The 17,588-nt window shown below is 72.3% G+C and carries 16 protein-coding genes; all 16 read left to right on the top strand.

What is annotated here, in order from left to right; all coding sequences use genetic code 11:
• Positions 1 to 13: 13 nt before the first annotated feature.
• On the top strand, positions 14 to 1,210 hold the full coding sequence (locus tag ACFUK0_RS22100) for a trans-sulfuration enzyme family protein (RefSeq protein WP_380252760.1): 1,197 nt from the start codon (positions 14 to 16) through the stop codon (positions 1,208 to 1,210).
• Positions 1,211 to 1,393: 183 nt separating this feature from the next.
• Entirely contained in the window at positions 1,394 to 2,263 is an 870-nt protein-coding gene (locus tag ACFUK0_RS22095; protein ID WP_380252758.1) for a PP2C family protein-serine/threonine phosphatase, read from the top strand.
• A 55-nt stretch (positions 2,264 to 2,318) separates the two neighbouring features.
• Positions 2,319 to 3,386, top strand: a complete 1,068-nt coding sequence (locus ACFUK0_RS22090; protein ID WP_380252756.1) for an MASE1 domain-containing protein — start codon at positions 2,319 to 2,321, stop codon at positions 3,384 to 3,386.
• Positions 3,387 to 3,998: 612 nt separating this feature from the next.
• Entirely contained in the window at positions 3,999 to 5,939 is a 1,941-nt protein-coding gene (locus ACFUK0_RS22085; protein WP_380252753.1) for a helix-turn-helix domain-containing protein, read from the top strand.
• Between the two features lie 654 nt (positions 5,940 to 6,593).
• Positions 6,594 to 6,992 (top strand): dehydrogenase, encoded by a 399-nt coding sequence (locus tag ACFUK0_RS22080; RefSeq protein WP_380252751.1) that lies wholly within the window; start codon positions 6,594 to 6,596, stop codon positions 6,990 to 6,992.
• Between the two features lie 4 nt (positions 6,993 to 6,996).
• Complete coding sequence (locus tag ACFUK0_RS22075; protein ID WP_380252749.1) at positions 6,997 to 7,599, top strand: nuclear transport factor 2 family protein; 603 nt, start codon at positions 6,997 to 6,999, stop codon at positions 7,597 to 7,599.
• Positions 7,596 to 8,015, top strand: a complete 420-nt coding sequence (locus ACFUK0_RS22070; RefSeq protein WP_380252747.1) for an ester cyclase — start codon at positions 7,596 to 7,598, stop codon at positions 8,013 to 8,015. The genes ACFUK0_RS22075 and ACFUK0_RS22070 overlap by 4 nt, the downstream gene beginning before the upstream one ends.
• Before the next feature lie 112 nt (positions 8,016 to 8,127).
• On the top strand, positions 8,128 to 8,544 hold the full coding sequence (locus ACFUK0_RS22065; protein WP_380252745.1) for a nitroreductase family deazaflavin-dependent oxidoreductase: 417 nt from the start codon (positions 8,128 to 8,130) through the stop codon (positions 8,542 to 8,544).
• A gap of 74 nt (positions 8,545 to 8,618) precedes the next feature.
• Complete coding sequence (locus tag ACFUK0_RS22060) at positions 8,619 to 9,194, top strand: NADPH-dependent FMN reductase (RefSeq protein WP_380252743.1); 576 nt, start codon at positions 8,619 to 8,621, stop codon at positions 9,192 to 9,194.
• Between the two features lie 152 nt (positions 9,195 to 9,346).
• Positions 9,347 to 10,006: a hemerythrin domain-containing protein gene (locus tag ACFUK0_RS22055; protein ID WP_380252741.1), complete on the top strand. Its 660-nt coding sequence runs from the start codon at positions 9,347 to 9,349 to the stop codon at positions 10,004 to 10,006.
• Between the two features lie 57 nt (positions 10,007 to 10,063).
• Entirely contained in the window at positions 10,064 to 11,533 is a 1,470-nt protein-coding gene (locus tag ACFUK0_RS22050; protein ID WP_380252739.1) for an MFS transporter, read from the top strand.
• Between the two features lie 206 nt (positions 11,534 to 11,739).
• A complete protein-coding gene (locus ACFUK0_RS22045) occupies positions 11,740 to 12,657 on the top strand; it encodes a MarR family winged helix-turn-helix transcriptional regulator (protein ID WP_380252737.1) in 918 nt (305 codons plus the stop codon).
• Between the two features lie 651 nt (positions 12,658 to 13,308).
• A complete protein-coding gene (locus tag ACFUK0_RS22040) occupies positions 13,309 to 15,000 on the top strand; it encodes an NAD(P)/FAD-dependent oxidoreductase (RefSeq protein WP_380252735.1) in 1,692 nt (563 codons plus the stop codon).
• Positions 15,001 to 15,084: 84 nt separating this feature from the next.
• Positions 15,085 to 16,434: a cation:proton antiporter gene (locus ACFUK0_RS22035; protein WP_380252733.1), complete on the top strand. Its 1,350-nt coding sequence runs from the start codon at positions 15,085 to 15,087 to the stop codon at positions 16,432 to 16,434.
• Between the two features lie 168 nt (positions 16,435 to 16,602).
• Positions 16,603 to 17,136, top strand: coding sequence for a flavin reductase family protein (locus ACFUK0_RS22030; protein ID WP_380252731.1), 534 nt, complete (start codon positions 16,603 to 16,605; stop codon positions 17,134 to 17,136).
• A 39-nt stretch (positions 17,137 to 17,175) separates the two neighbouring features.
• On the top strand, positions 17,176 to 17,588 hold a 413-nt coding region (locus ACFUK0_RS22025), incomplete at its 3' end, for a biotin carboxylase N-terminal domain-containing protein (protein ID WP_380252729.1).

Below are 17,588 nucleotides of genomic sequence, written 5' to 3'. Positions count from 1 at the left end.
GACACTGGACGCCATGACCTCAGACCCCCGGGCGTGGCACGCCGAGAGCAAGGCCGTCCACCCGCCCGTCGCCGACGTCAGCGGCAGCCGGCCGCTCGGCGTGCCGATCCACCAGGGCCACGTGTTCTCCTTCGAGGACCCGGACGCCCTGGCCGACGCCTTCGCCGGCCCCGCCGCCGCGTTCGCCTACGGCCGGCTCGGCAACCCCACCGTCCGGACCCTGGAGCAGGCGGTCGCCGAGCTGGAGGGCGGCGCCGGCGCGCTGGCCACCGCCTCCGGCATGGGCGCGATCAACGCCGTGCTGTTCGCGCTGCTGCGCTCCGGCGACCACGTGATCGCCCAGCGCAGCCTGTACGGCGGCACGATGGCCGTGCTGGGCGACCTCGCCGAGCGCTGGGGCGTCGAGGTGACGTACGTCGCCGGCGACAGCGCGGCGGAGGTCCGGGCGGCGCTGCGCCCGAACACCAGGCTGCTCTACCTGGAGACGATCTCCAACCCGACCACCAGGGTCGCCGACCTGCCCGGGCTGCTCGCCGCCGTCCGGTACTCCGGCGTGGTCGGCGTGGTCGACAACACCTTCGCCACCCCGCTGCTCTGCCGGCCGCTCGACCACGGCGCCGACATCGTCGTCCACTCGGCCACCAAGTACCTCGGCGGCCACGGCGACGTGCTCGCCGGGGTGGCGGTCTTCCGCTCCGCCGAGCTCCAGCACACCGTCTGGGAGCACGCCTCGGAGCTGGGCGCCACCGTCGACCCGTTCACCGCCTGGCTCACCCTGCGCGGCCTGCAGACCCTCCCCCTGCGGGTACGCCGGCACTGCGAGAACGCGCTCGCCCTGGCCACCCGGCTGGCCGCCCACCCGGCGGTCGCCGCCGTGCACTACCCGGGCCTGCCGCAGCACCCCGACCATGAACTCGCCGGCCGGCTGCTGGCCGGCGGCCACGGCGGCGTGCTCGCCTTCGACCTCGCCGGCGGACGGGAGGCGGGCCACGCCTTCGCCTCGGCCGTCCGGCTGGCCTCGCTCGCCCCCTCGCTCGGCGGCGTCCAGACCCTCGTCCTGCACCCGGCGAGCACCTCGCACCGCAGGCTCACCGACGAGCAGCTGCGGGCGGCGGGCATCGGCGCCGGGACGATCCGGATCAGCGTCGGCATCGAGCACCCCGACGACCTGTGGGCGGACCTCGACCAGGCCCTGCGCAAGGCCGGCTGACCGGGCCCGCCCGGGCCCCGCCGGCGGCCGCGGCCGCCGGCAAGCGGCGGGCCCGCGCCACAAATACGATGGGGGTGGAAATTCACCCAGGGAGACCACCCAGCCGGGGAGGCCGCCCGCCGGCCCGCCGGGCCGGCACCCGCCCCGCAGCGGCCCGCACCCCGGCCGCACCTCGGAGGGTCGATGACCCGACGCCGCCCCGATCGGCCCGCGAGCGCCGACGACCTGCTGACCGAACTCGGGCGGCTCACCGCCCAGGCGCTGGAGCAGGCCGAGCTGCAGAAGGCCCGGGTGGAGCTGGCCGAGGCGCTCCAGCGCGAACTGCTCCCGGCCGCGCTGCCGGGCCTGCCCGGATTACGGAGCGCCGCCCGGTATGCGCCCGCCAGGCACGGCCTGGACATCGGCGGCGACTGGTACGACGGGTTCCGGCTGCCCGACGGCGCGCTCGGCTTCTCGATCGGCGACGTCCAGGGGCACGACGTGGAGGCGGCCGCCTTCATGGGCCAGGTCCGGGTCGGCCTGCGGGCCGTGGCCGCGTCCGCCGCCGACCCCGGCGAGGTGCTGAGCAGGGCGAACGACCTGCTGCTGTCGATGGACTGCACGCTGTTCGCCACCTGCACCTTCGTCCGCTTCGACCCGGTGACCCGGGAGCTGGCCACCGCCCGGGCCGGCCACGTCCCGGCCGTCTGGGCCACCGTGGACGGCCGGTCGGGAACCGTCGAGCACCCGGGGGGCCTGCCGCTGGGCATCCTGCCCGGCGAGGTGTACCCGGTGACGCACTCCCCGCAGCCGGTGGCGGGAGCGCTCGCCCTGCTGACGGACGGCGTGGTCGAGGGGCCGTCCTTCCCGATCGAGGCCGGGCTGGAGCGGGTACGGCAGGTGGTCCGGGCCGGCGTGCTCGGCGGAGCGTGCGCCGAGCCCGCCGCGCTGGCCACCGAGATCATCAAGGTGGCCGACCTCACCGGCCACACCGACGACGCGGCCGTCCTGGTGCTCTGCCACGACGCCCGGGCGCCGGCCGGCCGGCCGCCGGGGCAGGCGGGCGGCGGGTGACAGCAGGGCCCCGGCCGAGCGTGTCACGGCGGACGCCGGACGAGGGCGTTGTCTGATGGCTGGTGTGCTGCGAGACGCGAACATCCGGCGATCCACCGCGGCGGGCCTTCGGATCCTCGCCGTCGCCGCCGCCTACTTCGTGGGCGGCCGGATCGGACTGCTGGAGCAGGTCACGGTCGGCGGGGTGCAGGTCACCGCCTGCTGGCCGCCCACCGGCATCGCCCTGACCTGCCTGCTGCTGATGGGGCTGCGGGTCTGGCCCGGCATCGCACTGGGCACCCTGCTGGTCATCGCGGCGATCAGCCCGCTCACCCCCGCGTCCTTCGCGATCGCCGCCGGGAACACCCTCGCGCCGGTGTGCTCCGTCCTGCTGCTGCGCCGGGCCGGGTTCCGGACCGAGCTCGACCGGCTGAAGGACGGGGTGTCCCTGGTGTTCCTCGGTGCGCTCACCGGGATGCTGATCAGTGCGACGGTGGCCACCGTCGCCCTCGTGCTGGCCGGCTCGCTGCCCGCCGAGGACTTCTGGGTCACCTGGCTGGCCTGGTGGACGGGCGACGCGATGGGCGTGCTCGTGGTCACGCCGCTGCTGCTCGCCGCCCGCAGGTTCCGCCCGCCCCACGACGTGCCGCTCTACCGGTGGGCCGAACCGGTCGCCCTGCTGGCCGGCGTCGCCGCGGTGACCCTGCTCGGCACCCGGAGCACCCTGCACCTGCTGTTCCTGGTGTTCCCGCTGCTCATGTGGGCCGCCCTGCGCTTCCAGCTGGCCGGTGCCACCCCCTGCGTGCTGTTGGTGTCGGTGATCTCGGTCGTCGCGGCGCGCGACCAGGTCGGGCCGTTCGAGGCGCACGAACTCTTCGCGACCATGGTCACGCTGCAGGCCCTCAACGGGTCGGCGGCCCTCACCGCGCTGCTGCTGTCGGCGGTCGTCGCCGAGCGCCAGAGCACGTATCTGAAGATCGAGCAGGCCTGCATCGGCCTGGCCGAGGTGGTCGCCCGCCTCGCCCCGGGCACCGGCACACCCGGCACACCCGGCACACCCGGCCCGCCGCCCGCCGTCGACGGCCCGGCCTCTCCCGGCCGGCCGGGGAGGGACGACCTGACGGACCTGCCCCCGGACCACTGACGCCCCGGCCGCTCTCGGGCCCGGCGGCGCCCACCGTTCGCGCAACCGCACCGCCGCCGCGGAGTTCCCCGGTCCTCGATTCGCCGGATCCCGGTACCCCGAAGCCGTTTTCAGGTGCCTTGCCCAACCCTTGCCCAATGCTTTGCCGTGGTGCCGGCCCGGCTCGGTGCCACGGCGTGTTACTCGGCGCGGACCAGGAACGGGCCGCGGTCACCGCGATCAGCAGGTGCCCGACTTCGGTTCCGCCCTCCGGAAAACCCACTGGGCAGAACTCGCGGGGCCGCCGGTACTCTCCGGCGATCCGGAAGGGTGAGAACAGGCCGCCGCGGGCACTGAAATGCGGGAGGACCGGTCCGTCCGGGGCCGGCCGGACCGGGCAGTTCCGGTGAACGCGGGTGGTTCCGAGCCTCCAGCATCCCGATTCCCCGTGCGTCGAGTTCTCCGCGCAACGGAATGCACCGGGAGGGCCACCGCAGTGGTGTTCCGCCGGTCACAAAGGAACTGACGCAAGATCAATTACGGTTGACTTATGGGATCCCGCTGCGTAGCTTCACGTTGGCTACACCCGTGGCCCGCCACCGCGCGTCACGGGACGGGGACACGGGGAGCATCGTGCCGGAGGAAGGCGCCCGGGTGGCCGGGTTCGACGCGTTGGCCGTACTGGAACTGCTGTCGGGCGAGGCTCCTGCGGCCCGGATCCGGGCATGGTCCGCCGAGGCCCGGCCGGCTGATCCGAGCGGCCCCGACCTGACGGCCCTGGAGCGTGCCACCGAACTCGGCCTGGACATCTGCTCCCGGCTGGAGCGCTGCCGGCAGCACGAGGCCGGCCTCGCCGCCCTCGTCGACACCGCCCGCGACCTCGCCGTCCCCTACGACCTGGACACCCTGCTGCGGGTCGTCACCCGCCGGGCCCGGCTGCTGCTCGGCGTCGACATGTCCTGGATCAGCTTTCGCGACGACAGCGGCGGCGCCACCCACGTCCGCACCTCGGACGGGCACGTCCCGGCGTTCGACCTCGGCCTCCAGGGCCCCGACGGCGCCGGGCCGGCCGGCCAGGCCCCGTTCTGGACGCCCGACTACCTGGCGGACGAGCGGATCCACCACGACACCATCGACAAGGTCGTCCGGGCCGAGGGGCTGCGCGCGATCATGGCGGTGCCGCTGACCTGCGGCTCCCGGCCGTTCGGCACGCTCCACGTCGCGGACCGGAGCGTGCGGCACTTCAGCCGGGAGGAGGTCTCCCTGATCGGCTCCCTCGGCGACCTCGCCGGTGTGGCCATCGAGAAGGCCCGCATCCTGGACCGGGCGAACTCCGCGGTCTCGGGCCTGGACGAGTGCAACGCGCAGGCCGAGGCCGGCCTGCGCGCGGTCCGGGAACTGAGCGACATCCACAACCGGCTGATCGAACTCGTGCTGAACGGCGACGACCCGTACGCGCTCGCCGCCTCGGCCGCCCGGCAGCTCGGCGGCGCCGTGCGGATCCACCGCGCCGACGGGACGGTCCTGACCACCGCCGGTGAGATGCCGGACGGCGACCGGAGCACCGAGTCCGCGGCCTCCATGGAGGCGCACGCGGCCCGCGCGCCGGTCCGACTGGCGGGCGGGCTCTGGGCGGCGCCGATCCGGGCCGGCGACGCGACCCTGGGCACCCTGCTGCTCAGGACCGAGACCCCGCTGACCGACCGCAACCGCGAACTGCTCGGTCTGGTCGCGCAGGCCGCAGCCGTCCTGATGCTCCTCCGGTCCGGTGGTCCCGCGCACGGGCAGAGCCAGGGGCAGGGCCACGACGAACTCCTCGACGACCTGCTGACCTCTCCTCAACTGCCCCCGCAGCAGCTGGAGAAGCGGGCCCGGCGGCTCGGCATCGACCTGAGCGGACCGCACCTCGTCATCCTGGCCCGCCCCGAGGGCGAGGCCGAGGGCAAGATCGCCACCTGGGCCACCCTGCACGCCCACCGCAGCGGCGGGCTGAAGTGCGTCCGCAACGGCTCCGCCGTGCTGCTGCTGCCGGGGACCGACCCGGGCGCCACCGCCCAGGCTGTCTCGGACGAGCTGACGCCACTGCTGGGCAGGCCGGTGACGGTCAGCGCGGCCGGTCCCGTGTCCGACCCGGCCTCGGTCTTCCACTGCTACCAGGAGGCCGTGCGCTGCCTGGACGCGATGACCGCGCTCGGCGCGACCGGGCGCTCCGCCTCCGCGCGGGAGCTCGGCTTCTTCGGCGTGCTCCTCTCGGACACCCACGACGTCGAGGGCTTCGTCGAGGCCGCGATAGGGCCCGTGCTCGACCACGACCGGCAGCGGTTCACCGAACTGACCCGCACCCTGGACGCCTACTTCGAGTCCGGCAGCAGCCCGACCCACGCGGCGCAGAGACTGCACGTGCACCCGAACACCGTCGCCCGCCGGCTGGAGCGGATCACCGAACTGCTCGGCCCGGCCTGGCAGCAGCCGGAGCGTTCGCTCGAAGTGCAGCTCGCGCTGCGGCTGGCCCGGATCCGGCGGCTGCTGCTGGATCGCCGCGCCTCCCCGGTCGAGGGCGGCCCGGGCGCCTGACCCGGCCGCACCGCCGCCGGCCGCCGCCCGCACCGCCGCCGGCTGCCGTGCGCGTCGCGCGACCCTCGCGTGCGGGGCGAATCTCCCCGGCCCTCTGCTCGGCGGAGAACCTCTTCCAGCGCTGCCCGGCCACCATCGGAGTGCCGCAGACGCCCCGATCGGGGCCGGGGCGGGCCCGTCGGGTGTGGTGGGACACCCACCCCCGGGGCCGGGGCCGGGGCATTGTCGCAGTTCACAGCGCCCGATCGGACGAGTAACCGGCCTGTCCGGCTTACCTGTTGACGTCGCGCGGCACTGGGTGTCACACTTTTGCCAGGCGACAGCCATGACCTGAGGGCGTCCCACCTCCCTCCGGCCGAGCTGCGCAGGGGCCGGGCGCGAAGGACGCGCAGCCGGCATCCCGCACCGCCCCCCTGATCGACCGAAAGCCATTCCCGCCGGGAATGGCTTTTTTCGTGCCCGCACCCACCCGTGCGGGACCTCGATGACCGCTCACGAGCGACGCTCCCGGCGCCCACGTCACCCAAGCCGCACCCGATGCAGCCGCCACGATCGCGGACTGCCACCCGGCGGGCTCGACGCGCGCCCGGGGAAGGCCGTCCGGGCCGGCTCGGAGCGGATCCGCACCGCGAACTCAACCCAGGAGTGTGATCGATGTCTGTTTCTGTGGACACGCCCGTCGGGCAATGGTCCGGTCAGGTCACCCACGACGGCGAGGTGGACGACTACACGGTCAGCTTCGCCGAGGACGGTTCGGTCTCGATCGTCACGGCGAAGAGCAAGGGCACCGGCGACTGGTCGGCGACCGGTGAGGACACCTTCCGGTTCACCATCCGCGAGGTCTTCAACCCCGAGGTCGGCCAGCACAGCCCGAACGGCAAGCAGGCCGCGTACATCCAGATCGACATCGATGCCCAGCGCACCGGGTCGACGTACACCGGCACCGGCAAGGCCGTCGTGCACGGCCCGGACGACTCCGTCATCTACTCGACCGGCGCCGAGACCACGGCGCAGAGGGTGCCGGCGAGCCAGGAGGCACAGGTTGTCTCCTGACGCGGTGCCCACGCCGCCGGCCGCAGGGCCGGCGGAGCACAGCGCGCTGGAGCAGGTCGCCCGGCTGGCCGAGGAGGTGCGCAGGCTGTCCGACCGGGCCGACCTGGGCGAACTCATCGACCGCTACCTGCTCACCCTCGACGAGGGCGTCTTCGACGAGAAGTGGGCCGAGTCCTTGTTCACCGAGGACATCGAGCTCACCTTCCCGGTCGGCGCCCATCGGGGCATCAGCGGGGTGACCGGCTTCACCCGCGAAATCATGTACCGCTGGGCGCAGACGCACCACCACGGTTCGCACTACGTGATCGAGCACGGCGGCGACCGGGTGGAGCTCGCCTGGAGCATCATCGCCTCCCACGTGCACCCCGGCTCGCCCCCGCCGCCGGGATCGGTCAGCTACTTCCAGCTCGGCGGCCGCTTCGACGGGGTCGCCCGCCGTACGCCGCAGGGCTGGCGCTTCGAGCGCCTCGGGCTCCGGATCACCTGGACCACCGGCCCGGTTCCCGGCGACATCCCGCCGATCGCCCCGGACACGTACGACGTGCCCGGACTTCAGGACCGCCACGCCACGCACCACACCGACGACAGGAAGGACCACGCACGATGAGCAACGCCGAGAAGCAGAAGGAAATAGTCAACGCGGTCTTCACCGAGGGCCTCACCAACGGGGACCTCTCGGCCGCCGACCGCTACCTGACCGCGGACTTCCGCAACCACGGCAGCCACGACGACTCGATGGTCGGCCCGGAGGCCTTCAAGCACACGATCCGCATCCAGCGCAGCGCGTTCACCGACATCAAGTACGAGATCGTCGACTTCATCTCGGACGGCGACCGCGCCGCGATCCGCTGGATCATGTACGGCACCCACACCGGTCCGTTCATCGGCATCCCGGCCACCGGCCGCTCGGTCGAGCACCACGCGGCGATCTTCTTCCGGTTCGAGGGCGACAAGATCGCCGAGCGCTGGGGCGTCGTCGACAACTTCGCGCTGCAGCGCTTCCTCCAGGGCCCGCCGAAGTAGTCCCGCCGGACATCCCGGTAGTCGGACCGAAACCGGACGCCGGCCCCCGCCGGCGTCCGGTTCCCCCGATCCCACATCGCTGAGAACCGCTCACAGAGAGGGGAGTCGGCTCATGCCGCTGAACCGGCGGGTCGCCCGTTTCAATCGTCTGGTCGCGAATCACTTCATCGGCCCCGTGCTGATCCGGATGCCCGGATTCGGCTCGATCCACCACAAGGGCCGCAAGTCGGGGCGCGAGTTCCGCACGCCGGTCAAGCTGTTCCGGCGCGGCCAGGACTACATCGTCACGCTGCCCTACGGTCCGGGCTCGGACTGGGTCAAGAACGTCCTCGCCGCCGGCGGCTGCGAGCTGACGACCCGTGGGCGCCGCATCCAGCTCACCCGGCCGACGCTGTTCGTCGACGACGGGACCACGAAGATCCCGGCGGTCACCCGGATGGTGCTGGCGCGGATCGACGCCAAGAACTTCCTCGCGCTCACCCCCGTGGTGTCCGCGTCGGCCGCGACGCACCTGCGCGCGGCGAAGTAGGCCGTCCTCGCGGAGCAGGGCGCGGCGGAACGGCTCCGGCCCGAGCAGCGAGATCCGAGAGTGAGAGGTGTGTAGTGTCCCCCAACCCGATCCGGGTCACCGTCATCGTCGGCAGCACCCGGGACGGGCGGCTCGCGCCGTCCGTGGCGAAGTGGTTCGAGGGCCAGATCGGGCAGCGCGACGACATGGTCACGGACGTCGTCGACCTGCTCGACGACCCGCTGCCCGACAGCCTCGACCCGAACGTGCCGGCCGTCCGCGCGCTGCGCCCGCGGCTGGCCGAGGCCGACGCGTTCGTGCTGGTCGTGCCGGAGTACAACCGGAGCATTCCGGGGCCCCTGAAGACCGCGATCGACTGCTTCCAGGCGGAGTGGGAGGCCAAGCCGGTCGCCTTCGTCAGCTACGGACTGAGCATGGCCGGCGGCGTCCGCGCGGTGGAGCACCTGCGGCAGATCTTCGCCGAGTTCCACGCCGTCGGGATGAAGGACGTCGTGATCTTCCCGCGGGTCCTGGAGCACTTCGACGCGGAGGGCAACTTCCCGGCGAACTCCGACGGCTGCGACGCGGCGGCCAAGACCATGCTCGACCAGCTGGGCTGGTGGGCCCTGGCCCTGCGCGAGGCGAAGGCCAAGCACCCCTACGGCACCTGATCCGACCCGTCCCCCGGGCGGCGTCGTCCGTCCGGGCCGCCCCGAAGAAACATTCGGGAATGATGGTTGGGCAAGTTGTTAGTTGGGAAGTTGATAGTTGGCGGATGGACGGATAGTCTGCCGTCAGAAGCCGACGGAAGTGAGGACAGGCCATGGGAAGCAAGGACTTCAAGCTCGACATGACGATGATGTTCGCCATGCACGACGCACTCCGGCGTGAGCTGGAGCGCATGGCACGGGTCACCGCACGGGTGGACGGCGACCCCCGGAGCGTCCTGACCACCGCCGTCGGCTGGGAGATGTTCAAGACCTTCCTGACGGTGCACCACACCGCCGAGGACGTGATGATCTGGCCGGTGATGCAGCAGGCCCTGGCCGGCCGGCCGGACGACCTGGAACTCCTCGACGCGATGGAGGCCGAGCACGCCGCCATCGACCCCCTGCTCACCGCCATCGACGCGGCGCTCGCCGACCACGAGTCGGGTGCGGCCCGCCTCGGCGACCTCAGCGACGCACTCGTCACCACGCTCACCACCCACCTCAAGCACGAGGAGAGCGACGCACTGCGGCTCATCGACGCGACCCTGAGCGAAGAGCAGTGGAAGAACTTCAGCGCCGAACACCGCGGCCGGATCGGCGACAACGCCCCCCGCTTCATGCCGTGGCTGCTGGACGAGGCCAGCGAGGAGAACTTCTCGCTGATCGTCGGCCGGATGCCCGAGAACCTCCAGGCCGCGTACGAGAACGAGTGGCGCCGCGCCTACCAGGCGCTGAACCTCTGGGGCCCCGGGGGCGTCGAGGCCGCCCGCTGACCGCGGGCCCACCGGATCACATCAACAGGTCACACCAGAAGACCGACGGAGAATCCCATGTCGCTAAAAGACCGCATCGACACCAGTCCGGCGGCCGCTGCGCCGCCGGCCCCCAAGCTCGGCCTGGCCCTGCTGGTCATCGCCGCCGCGCAGCTCATGCTCGTACTGGACAACACCATCGTCGCCGTCGCCCTGCCGAGCATGCAGAGCGGGCTGCACCTGGCCGCGTCCGACCTGAACTGGCTGATCACCGCGTACGCGCTGGCCTTCGGCGGGCTGCTGCTCGTCGGCGGCCGCGCCGGTGACCTGTTCGGCCGCCGGCGGGTCTTCCGCATCGGCCTGATCCTGTTCGCCGGGGCCTCCCTGCTCGGCGGCCTCGCCGGCACCGGCACCCTGCTCATCACCGCCCGAGTCCTGCAGGGCGTGGGCGCCGCGATCGCCGCACCCACCGCGCTCTCGCTGCTCGCCACCACCTTCCCGGCCGGCCCGGCGCGCAACAAGGCCCTCGGCGTGTACGGCGCCATGGGCGGCCTCGGCTCCGTCATCGGCCTGCTGCTCGGCGGCGCCCTGACCGAGTACCTGGACTGGCGCTGGGTCATGTTCGTCAACATCCCGATCGCCGTCGCCGTCCTGCTCGGCTCCGGCGTGCTGGTCGAGGGCGAGCGCGACCGCGGCAGGATCGACCTGCCCGGCGCCATCACCGCCACCGGCGGCCTCGGCTCGCTGGTCTACGCGATCAACCGCGGCAGCCAGGAGGGCTGGACCGACGCCCTGACGCTGTCCTTCCTCGGCGCGGCGGCCGTCCTGCTGATCGCCTTCGTCCTCATCCAGCGCAGCAGCGCGGCCCCGATGATGCCGCCGAAGGTTCTCAAGAGCCGCAGCCGGATCGGCGCGAACCTGATCATGGCCCTGATGGGCGCCGGCATGTTCGCCACGTTCTACTTCCTCACCCTCTACATGCAGGTGGTCAAGGGCTACGCCCCGATGGAGACCGGCCTCGCCTACCTGCCCTTCGCGATCGGCATCGGCCTCGCGGCCGGCGGCATCGGCCCGCAGCTGCTGGCCCGCACCTCGGAGCGCAACGTCATCTCGCTCGGCCTGGTCATCGGCGCGATCGGCATGGCCTGGTTCAGCACCCTCTCCCCGGGCATGAACCCGTTCGTGACGCTGCTGCCCGCGCAGCTGCTCTCCGGCCTCGGCCTCGGCCTGGCCTTCGTCACCATCACCATCATCAGCGTCCGCGGTGTCGACCCGCAGGACACCGGCATCGCGTCCGCCCTGGTCAACACCAGCCAGCAGGCCGGTGGCGCCATCGGCCTGGCGGCCCTGGCCGCCATCGCCGCCGCCGCCACCAAGGGCGCCCTGCCCGGTCACGCCCTGCCCGACGCCCTGAGCAGCGGCTACTCGGCCGCCTTCCTCGGCGGCGGTGCGCTGTACCTGGTCGCCCTGGTCGTCGCCCTGGTGACGATCAGCTCCGAGGCCCCGAAGCCGGCCGACGAGTCGGCGCCGGTGGCCGTCGCCATCTGAGCCCCGCCCCGGGGCCACCCCGGATCGTCCGGCGCGACCCGGACACCGAAGAACAGAAGGACACCAGGCGGGGCGGGCAGCAGCGGCTGCCGGCCCCGCCCCTCCTTCCGGACGGGCCACCGCCCGCCCCGCCCGCGTACGGCCGGTGACCCGCAGCCCCCGGCCGCCCCGCACCGCTCACGTATGCTCGGGAGGGAGGTGCTGTCTTGCGGCGCGAACACGATGACGTCCAGAAGCCCGTGGCGGGTCCGATGGAGGAAGCGGCCGAGGTACCCGGTGCCGCTCTGCCGGATGCCCTGACCAGCTTCATCGGCTACCTGCTGCGCCGCGTCTTCGCGCAGTTCAGTGCCACCGCCGGCGGCGGTGAGGCGGACCTGCGCGACTTCGTCGTGCTGGACGCGCTGGCCGCCCGCGACTGGCTCTCCCAGGTCGAACTCGCCGAACGGCTCGGCATCAACCGCACCGTGATGGTGGCGGTGATCGACCGCCTGGAGCAGTCCGGCCACGTCGTCCGCACCCGCAACCCCGACAACCGCCGCTCCTACGTCCTGTCCCTCACCGACGAGGGCCGGACCGCCCTCGCCGCCGCCCGCCGCGCCGTCGCGGAGCGCGACCGGCAGCTCACCGAGGCCCTGACCGACACCGAACGGGCCCGCCTGGACGAACTGCTGGGCCGGCTGCTGCCCGCGCACGAGCAGCAGCCCGCCGTCCCCAGCACCGAGTACCTCGTCACCCAGGCGCACTACCGGCTGCGCAAGGTCGGAGACGACAAGCTCACCGGCACCGGCCTGCGGGTGCGCCACTTCGGCCCGCTCGCGGTGCTCGACGGCTCCGGCCCGCTCGCCCAGCAGCAGTTGGCGGAGCACCTCGCCATCACCGAACCGGCCGCCTCCCCGCTGGTCGAGGAGCTGGTCAAGGCCGGCCTGGTCGGCCGCGGGCGCGACCCGCACGACCGCCGCCGCTACGCCCTGGAGATCACCGACGCGGGGCGTCAGCAGCTGCTGATGCTGCACAAGGCCGTCGACGAGCTCCAGTCGGACATCGCCGCCATGCTCGGCCCCGGCGGCGACGCGGAGCTGCACGCCCTGCTCCTGAAGGTCCTGGAGACGGATCTCCCGGCCTGACCCGCCGTGCCCGCCCCCCGCTCGACCTCGGCCCTTCGACGCCCGTGGCCGGCCGCCGCTACCGGTGGCCGTGACTCCCCACCACGGCAATTCCCTGGCACAGCAGGGGAATTGGTCGAAAGAAGGCGTTGACTCGGCCTCCGCCGGATGTCACGCTGTCTGTGGCGGCTCCGCCGTGCCCCGGCCCAGAACGCCTTCCGAGGCGCCCGAGAGGCCCGGCCGCAGAGCCCGCCGCACCCCCTGACCGAAGCACCGCACGAGCCGCCCGCGCACCGTCCGGGCGGCTCGTCCGCATTCCGGCTCCTCCGCAGCGCCCGTCCGCTGCGCGCTCCTTCCCCTCCTGTCGCGCCCGGCACCGCCGCCGGGTGCCGGGAGATCACCCGGTGGCCCCCGTGACCTGTTGCCAGGGCGCCCACTCCACGAGATCGGCCCGGCGCGGGTACCCCACCGCCCGGTGCGTCCGTGCACCACCCCGAACCGCCCCCGCACCACCCGCTGGACACCCCGCCGCTGCCGGCTCCACGAGCCCAGACGGCCGCGCGGCAGTCACCTCCTCGATCCAGGCCGGACATCCCGGCCGGGGCTTCGCTGCGGGGCGGCCCGCCCCAACCGTTCGCCCGAATCCCCAACCTGACCGACAGGAGATTTTCCATGGCCGTGAAGACGACCGCCGGCGCGAAGGACGACAGCACCAAGGGCAAAGGCATGCACGATGTCATCATCCTGGGCTCCGGACTCGCCGGATCGGTGACCGCCTCGATCCTGGCCCGCAACGGCGCCAAGGTGGTGCTCATCGACGCGGCCGCGCACCCGCGCTTCGCGGTCGGCGAGTCCATGACGCCGCAGCTGGTGGAGTGGCTGCACATCCTCGCCGAACGCTACGACGTGCCCGAGATCAAGAGCCTGGCCAGCGTCAACGCCAGCAACCGGGACATCAGCCCGCTGTTCGGCACCAAGGGCCACTTCGGCTTCATGCGGCACACTCCCGGCAACGAGCCCGACCCGCGCGAGGCGACCCAGCTCGCCCTGCCGAAGATCTTCTCGCAGAACAGCCACCTGTTCCGCCAGGAGAGCGACTCGTTCATGTTCCACGTCGCCTGCAAGTACGGCGTGACCGCGCGCCAGAACTGGCGTGCGAGCGACGTCGACTTCGACGACGACGGCGTCACCGTCACGGGCCAGAACGGCGAGAAGTTCCGCGCCAAGTACCTGATCGACGCGAGCGGCGTCCGCTCCCCGCTGGCCGAGAAGTTCGGCCTGCGCGAGCAGCCGGCCCGGTTCAAGCACCACTCGCGCTCGATGTTCACGCACTACATAGGCGTGAAGCGGTTCGACGACGTCAGCGGTCACCCCAAGGACCTGCGCCCGCCGGTGGACTGGCACAACGGCACGATGCACCACCTGATCGACCGCGGCTGGTTCTGGATCATCCCGTTCGACAACCACCCCGACTCCAAGAACAAGCTCTGCAGCGTCGGCCTCACCTTCGACGAGCGGCTCTACCCGAAGCAGCCCGGCATGACGCCGGACGAGGAGTTCGAGTACTACCTCGACCAGTACCCGGCGGTGAAGCGCCAGTTCGAGGGCGCCACCCGGGTCCGCGAGTGGGTCTCGACGGACCGCCTGCAGTACTCCTCGAAGCAGACCATCGGTGACCGCTGGTGCCTGATGTCGCACGCGGCCGGCTTCATCGACCCGCTGTTCTCGCGCGGCCTCTCCAACACCTTCGAGGTCGTCGACGCCCTCACCTCGCGCCTGCTCGACGCCCTCAAGGACGGCGACTTCTCCGCCGAGCGCTTCGCCTACGTCGAGGAGCTGGAGCAGGGCCTGCTGAAGTACAACGACGAGATCGTCAACGCCTCCTTCAACGCCTTCTCGCACTTCAAGCTGTGGAACGCGGTGTTCCGCGTCTGGGGCGCCTTCATCAGCCCCGGCGTGATGCGACTGACCCGGGCCCGGCTGCTCTACGTCCGGGACGGCGACCCCAAGCACTTCAAGGAGCTGGAGGACGCCAAGTACCCCGGCCTGTGGTGGCCGGAGAGCGACAAGTTCAAGAACCTGCTCGAAGCGACCGCCGAGACCTGCGAGAAGTTCGAGGCCGGCGTGCTGACCGGCGACGAGGCCGCGGACATCGTCCTCAAGCACGTCCAGGACTCCGACATCGTCAACCCGACCTTCGGCTGGAAGGACCCGAACCGCCGGTTCGTCTCGCCCAGCACCTTCACCATGGCGCGGTTCATGTACTGGGCCTCGGTCCAGGGCCCGCCGGAGATGCGCCACCTCGGCCGGGAGTTCCTGAAGGGCATCCTCAAGGCCGGGTCGAAGGTCCGGAAGCTGCTCTGACCCGCTCTCCCGGGTCCGGCCGGGCCGGGACACCCGGGAACCGACCAACACTCGAATCCCTCAGGGTGAAGGAGTTCCTCTGTCATGGTAACCACCACGGTTGCCCCGATCCCGGCGCACTCGTTGCTCGTCCTGCTCCTCCAGGTCGGCCTGCTGCTGCTGACGGCGCTGCTGCTGGGCCAGCTGGCCCAGCGCCTGCGCATGCCGGCCATCGTCGGCGAGCTGTCGGCGGGGGTCCTGCTCGGGCCCTCGCTGCTCGCCCACGTCGCCCCGGACCTGGGCAGCTGGCTCTTCCCGCACACCACGGCCCAGATGCACCTGCTCGACTCGATCGGGCAGTTCGGCGTGATCCTGCTGGTCGGGCTCACCGGCATGCACCTCGACCTCAAGCTGGTCCGCAGGCAGGGCAGCCGGGCGGCCGGCGTCAGCGCGGCCGGGCTGATCCTGCCGCTCGCCCTGGGCATCTGGCTCGGCTTCCAGCTGCCGGGCCAACTGCGCGCCCCGGGCTCGGACGCGACGGTCTTCGCCATCTACATCGGCGTCGCCATGTGCGTCAGCGCGATCCCGGTGATCGCCAGGACGCTGACCGACATGAAGCTCATCCACCGGGACATCGGCCAGATGATCCTGGTCGCCGGCACCGTGGACGACGCGGTCGGCTGGGTGCTGGTCTCGCTGATCACCGCGATGGCCACCACCGGCCTGCACTCCGGCGAGGTGGTGGCCGCGCTCGCCCGCCTGGCCATCGTCCTCGTCCTCGCGATGACCGTCGGCCGGCTCGTCGTCCGCGCCGCGATGCGCGCGGCCACCCGCTCCGGGGTGCGCGGCCTGCCCGTGGTCACCGCGGTCGTGCTGCTCATCCTGTCGGCGGCCGGCAGCCAGGCGATGCAGCTGGAGGCGGTCTTCGGGGCGTTCCTCTGCGGCATCCTCATCTCGCAGTGCCGGGAGACGGACCCCAAGGAGCTGGAGCCGCTGAACACCACGGTCGGCACCGTGCTGGCCCCGCTGTTCTTCGCCACCGCGGGCCTGCGGATCGACCTGACCGCGCTGGCCACCCCGAAGGTCGCCCTGTGGGGCCTGGCGGTGTTCGCCATCGCGGTGGTCGGGAAGTTCCTGGGCGCCTTCCTCGGCGGCCGGCTCAGCGGCATGAACCGCTGGGAGTCGCTGGCGCTGGGCGCGGGGATGAACGCCCGCGGCGTGATCGAAGTGATCATCGCCATGATCGGCGTCCGCCTCGGCCTGCTGACGGTGGAGATGTACTCCATCATCGTGCTGGTCGCGGTGCTCACCTCCGTGATGGCGCCGCCGTTGCTCCGCTTCGCCATGAACCGGGTGGCGCACACGGCCGAGGAGGCCCTGCGCGAGACCCGGGTGCTGGAGTTGCAGGGCGACGCCGGCAGCCGGCGCGAGCCGGTCGCCAACGGCCCCCGGTAAGAACCCCGCCAGAAACCCCGACCAGCAACCCGGTCGGGCCTCCCCATCACCACCGCCGGGCCCCGCCGTCGTCTGCGCGGGGCCCGGCGGTGGCCATCCGTCCCATCCACCGCCCAGCACCAGCACCGGCCGGTCGCCCGATCGACAACGGCAACGAAAGGGATCCACATGTCCTCGCCGCTCACGCTGACGCACCAGCGCCCGACCGAACCGATAGAACCAGGTCAACTACGCCGTGTCTGCGGCCTCTTCGTGACCGGCGTGACCGTGATAACGACCGGGACCGAGGGCCGCGAGGTCGGCACCACGGTCAACTCCTTCACCTCCGTCTCGCTGGATCCGCCGCTGGTCCTGTTCTGTCTGCACAAGCAGTCCCGGCTGCACGAGTCGCTCCGCGAGACCGGCGGCTTCGCCGTCAACTTCCTCGCCGCACAGCAGGAGCCGCTGGCCCGCTCGTTCGCCGGCAAGCGCGCCGCCGCCTTCGACGGGGTGGCCCACCACCGCGGTGCGGACGGCGTGCCGGTGCTCAGTGAGGCGCTGGCGCACCTGACCTGCCGCACGGTCGACGAGTACCCCGGCGGCGACCACACCATCATCCTCGGCGAGGTGGTCGGGATCGGCATTCCGGAGCCGCGGCAGGACCCGCTGATCTTCTTCGAGGGCACCTTGGGCACCCTCCCCGGCGGGCAGCCGGTCCGCTGATCAACCCTGGTCCCGTCCTTTGGAGTTGAGGAAGAACCGATGCGCAAGGTGCTTATCGCCAATCGCGGAGAAATCGCCGTCCGCGTCGCCCGGGCCTGCTCGGATGCCGGTATCGCCAGCGTCGCCGTCTACGCCGAGCCCGACCGGGATGCGCTGCACGTCCGCGCGGCCGACGAGGCGTACGCGCTCGGCGGCGACACCCCCGGCACCAGCTACCTGGACATCACCAAGGTCCTCAAGGCCGCCGCCGACTCCGGCGCGGACGCCGTCCACCCCGGCTACGGCTTCCTCTCCGAGAACGCCGACTTCGCCCAGGCCGTCCTCGACGCCGGCCTGACCTGGATCGGCCCCCCGCCGCAGGCCATCCGCGACCTCGGCGACAAGGTCACCGCCCGCCACGTCGCCCAACGCGCCGGCGCCCCCCTGGTCGCCGGCACCCCCGAGCCCGTCGC

It is taken from the genome of Kitasatospora sp. NPDC057223 (assembly GCF_042669755.1).
GTDB lineage: Bacteria > Actinomycetota > Actinomycetes > Streptomycetales > Streptomycetaceae > Kitasatospora.
This window is presented reverse-complemented; position numbering and strand designations above follow the sequence as displayed.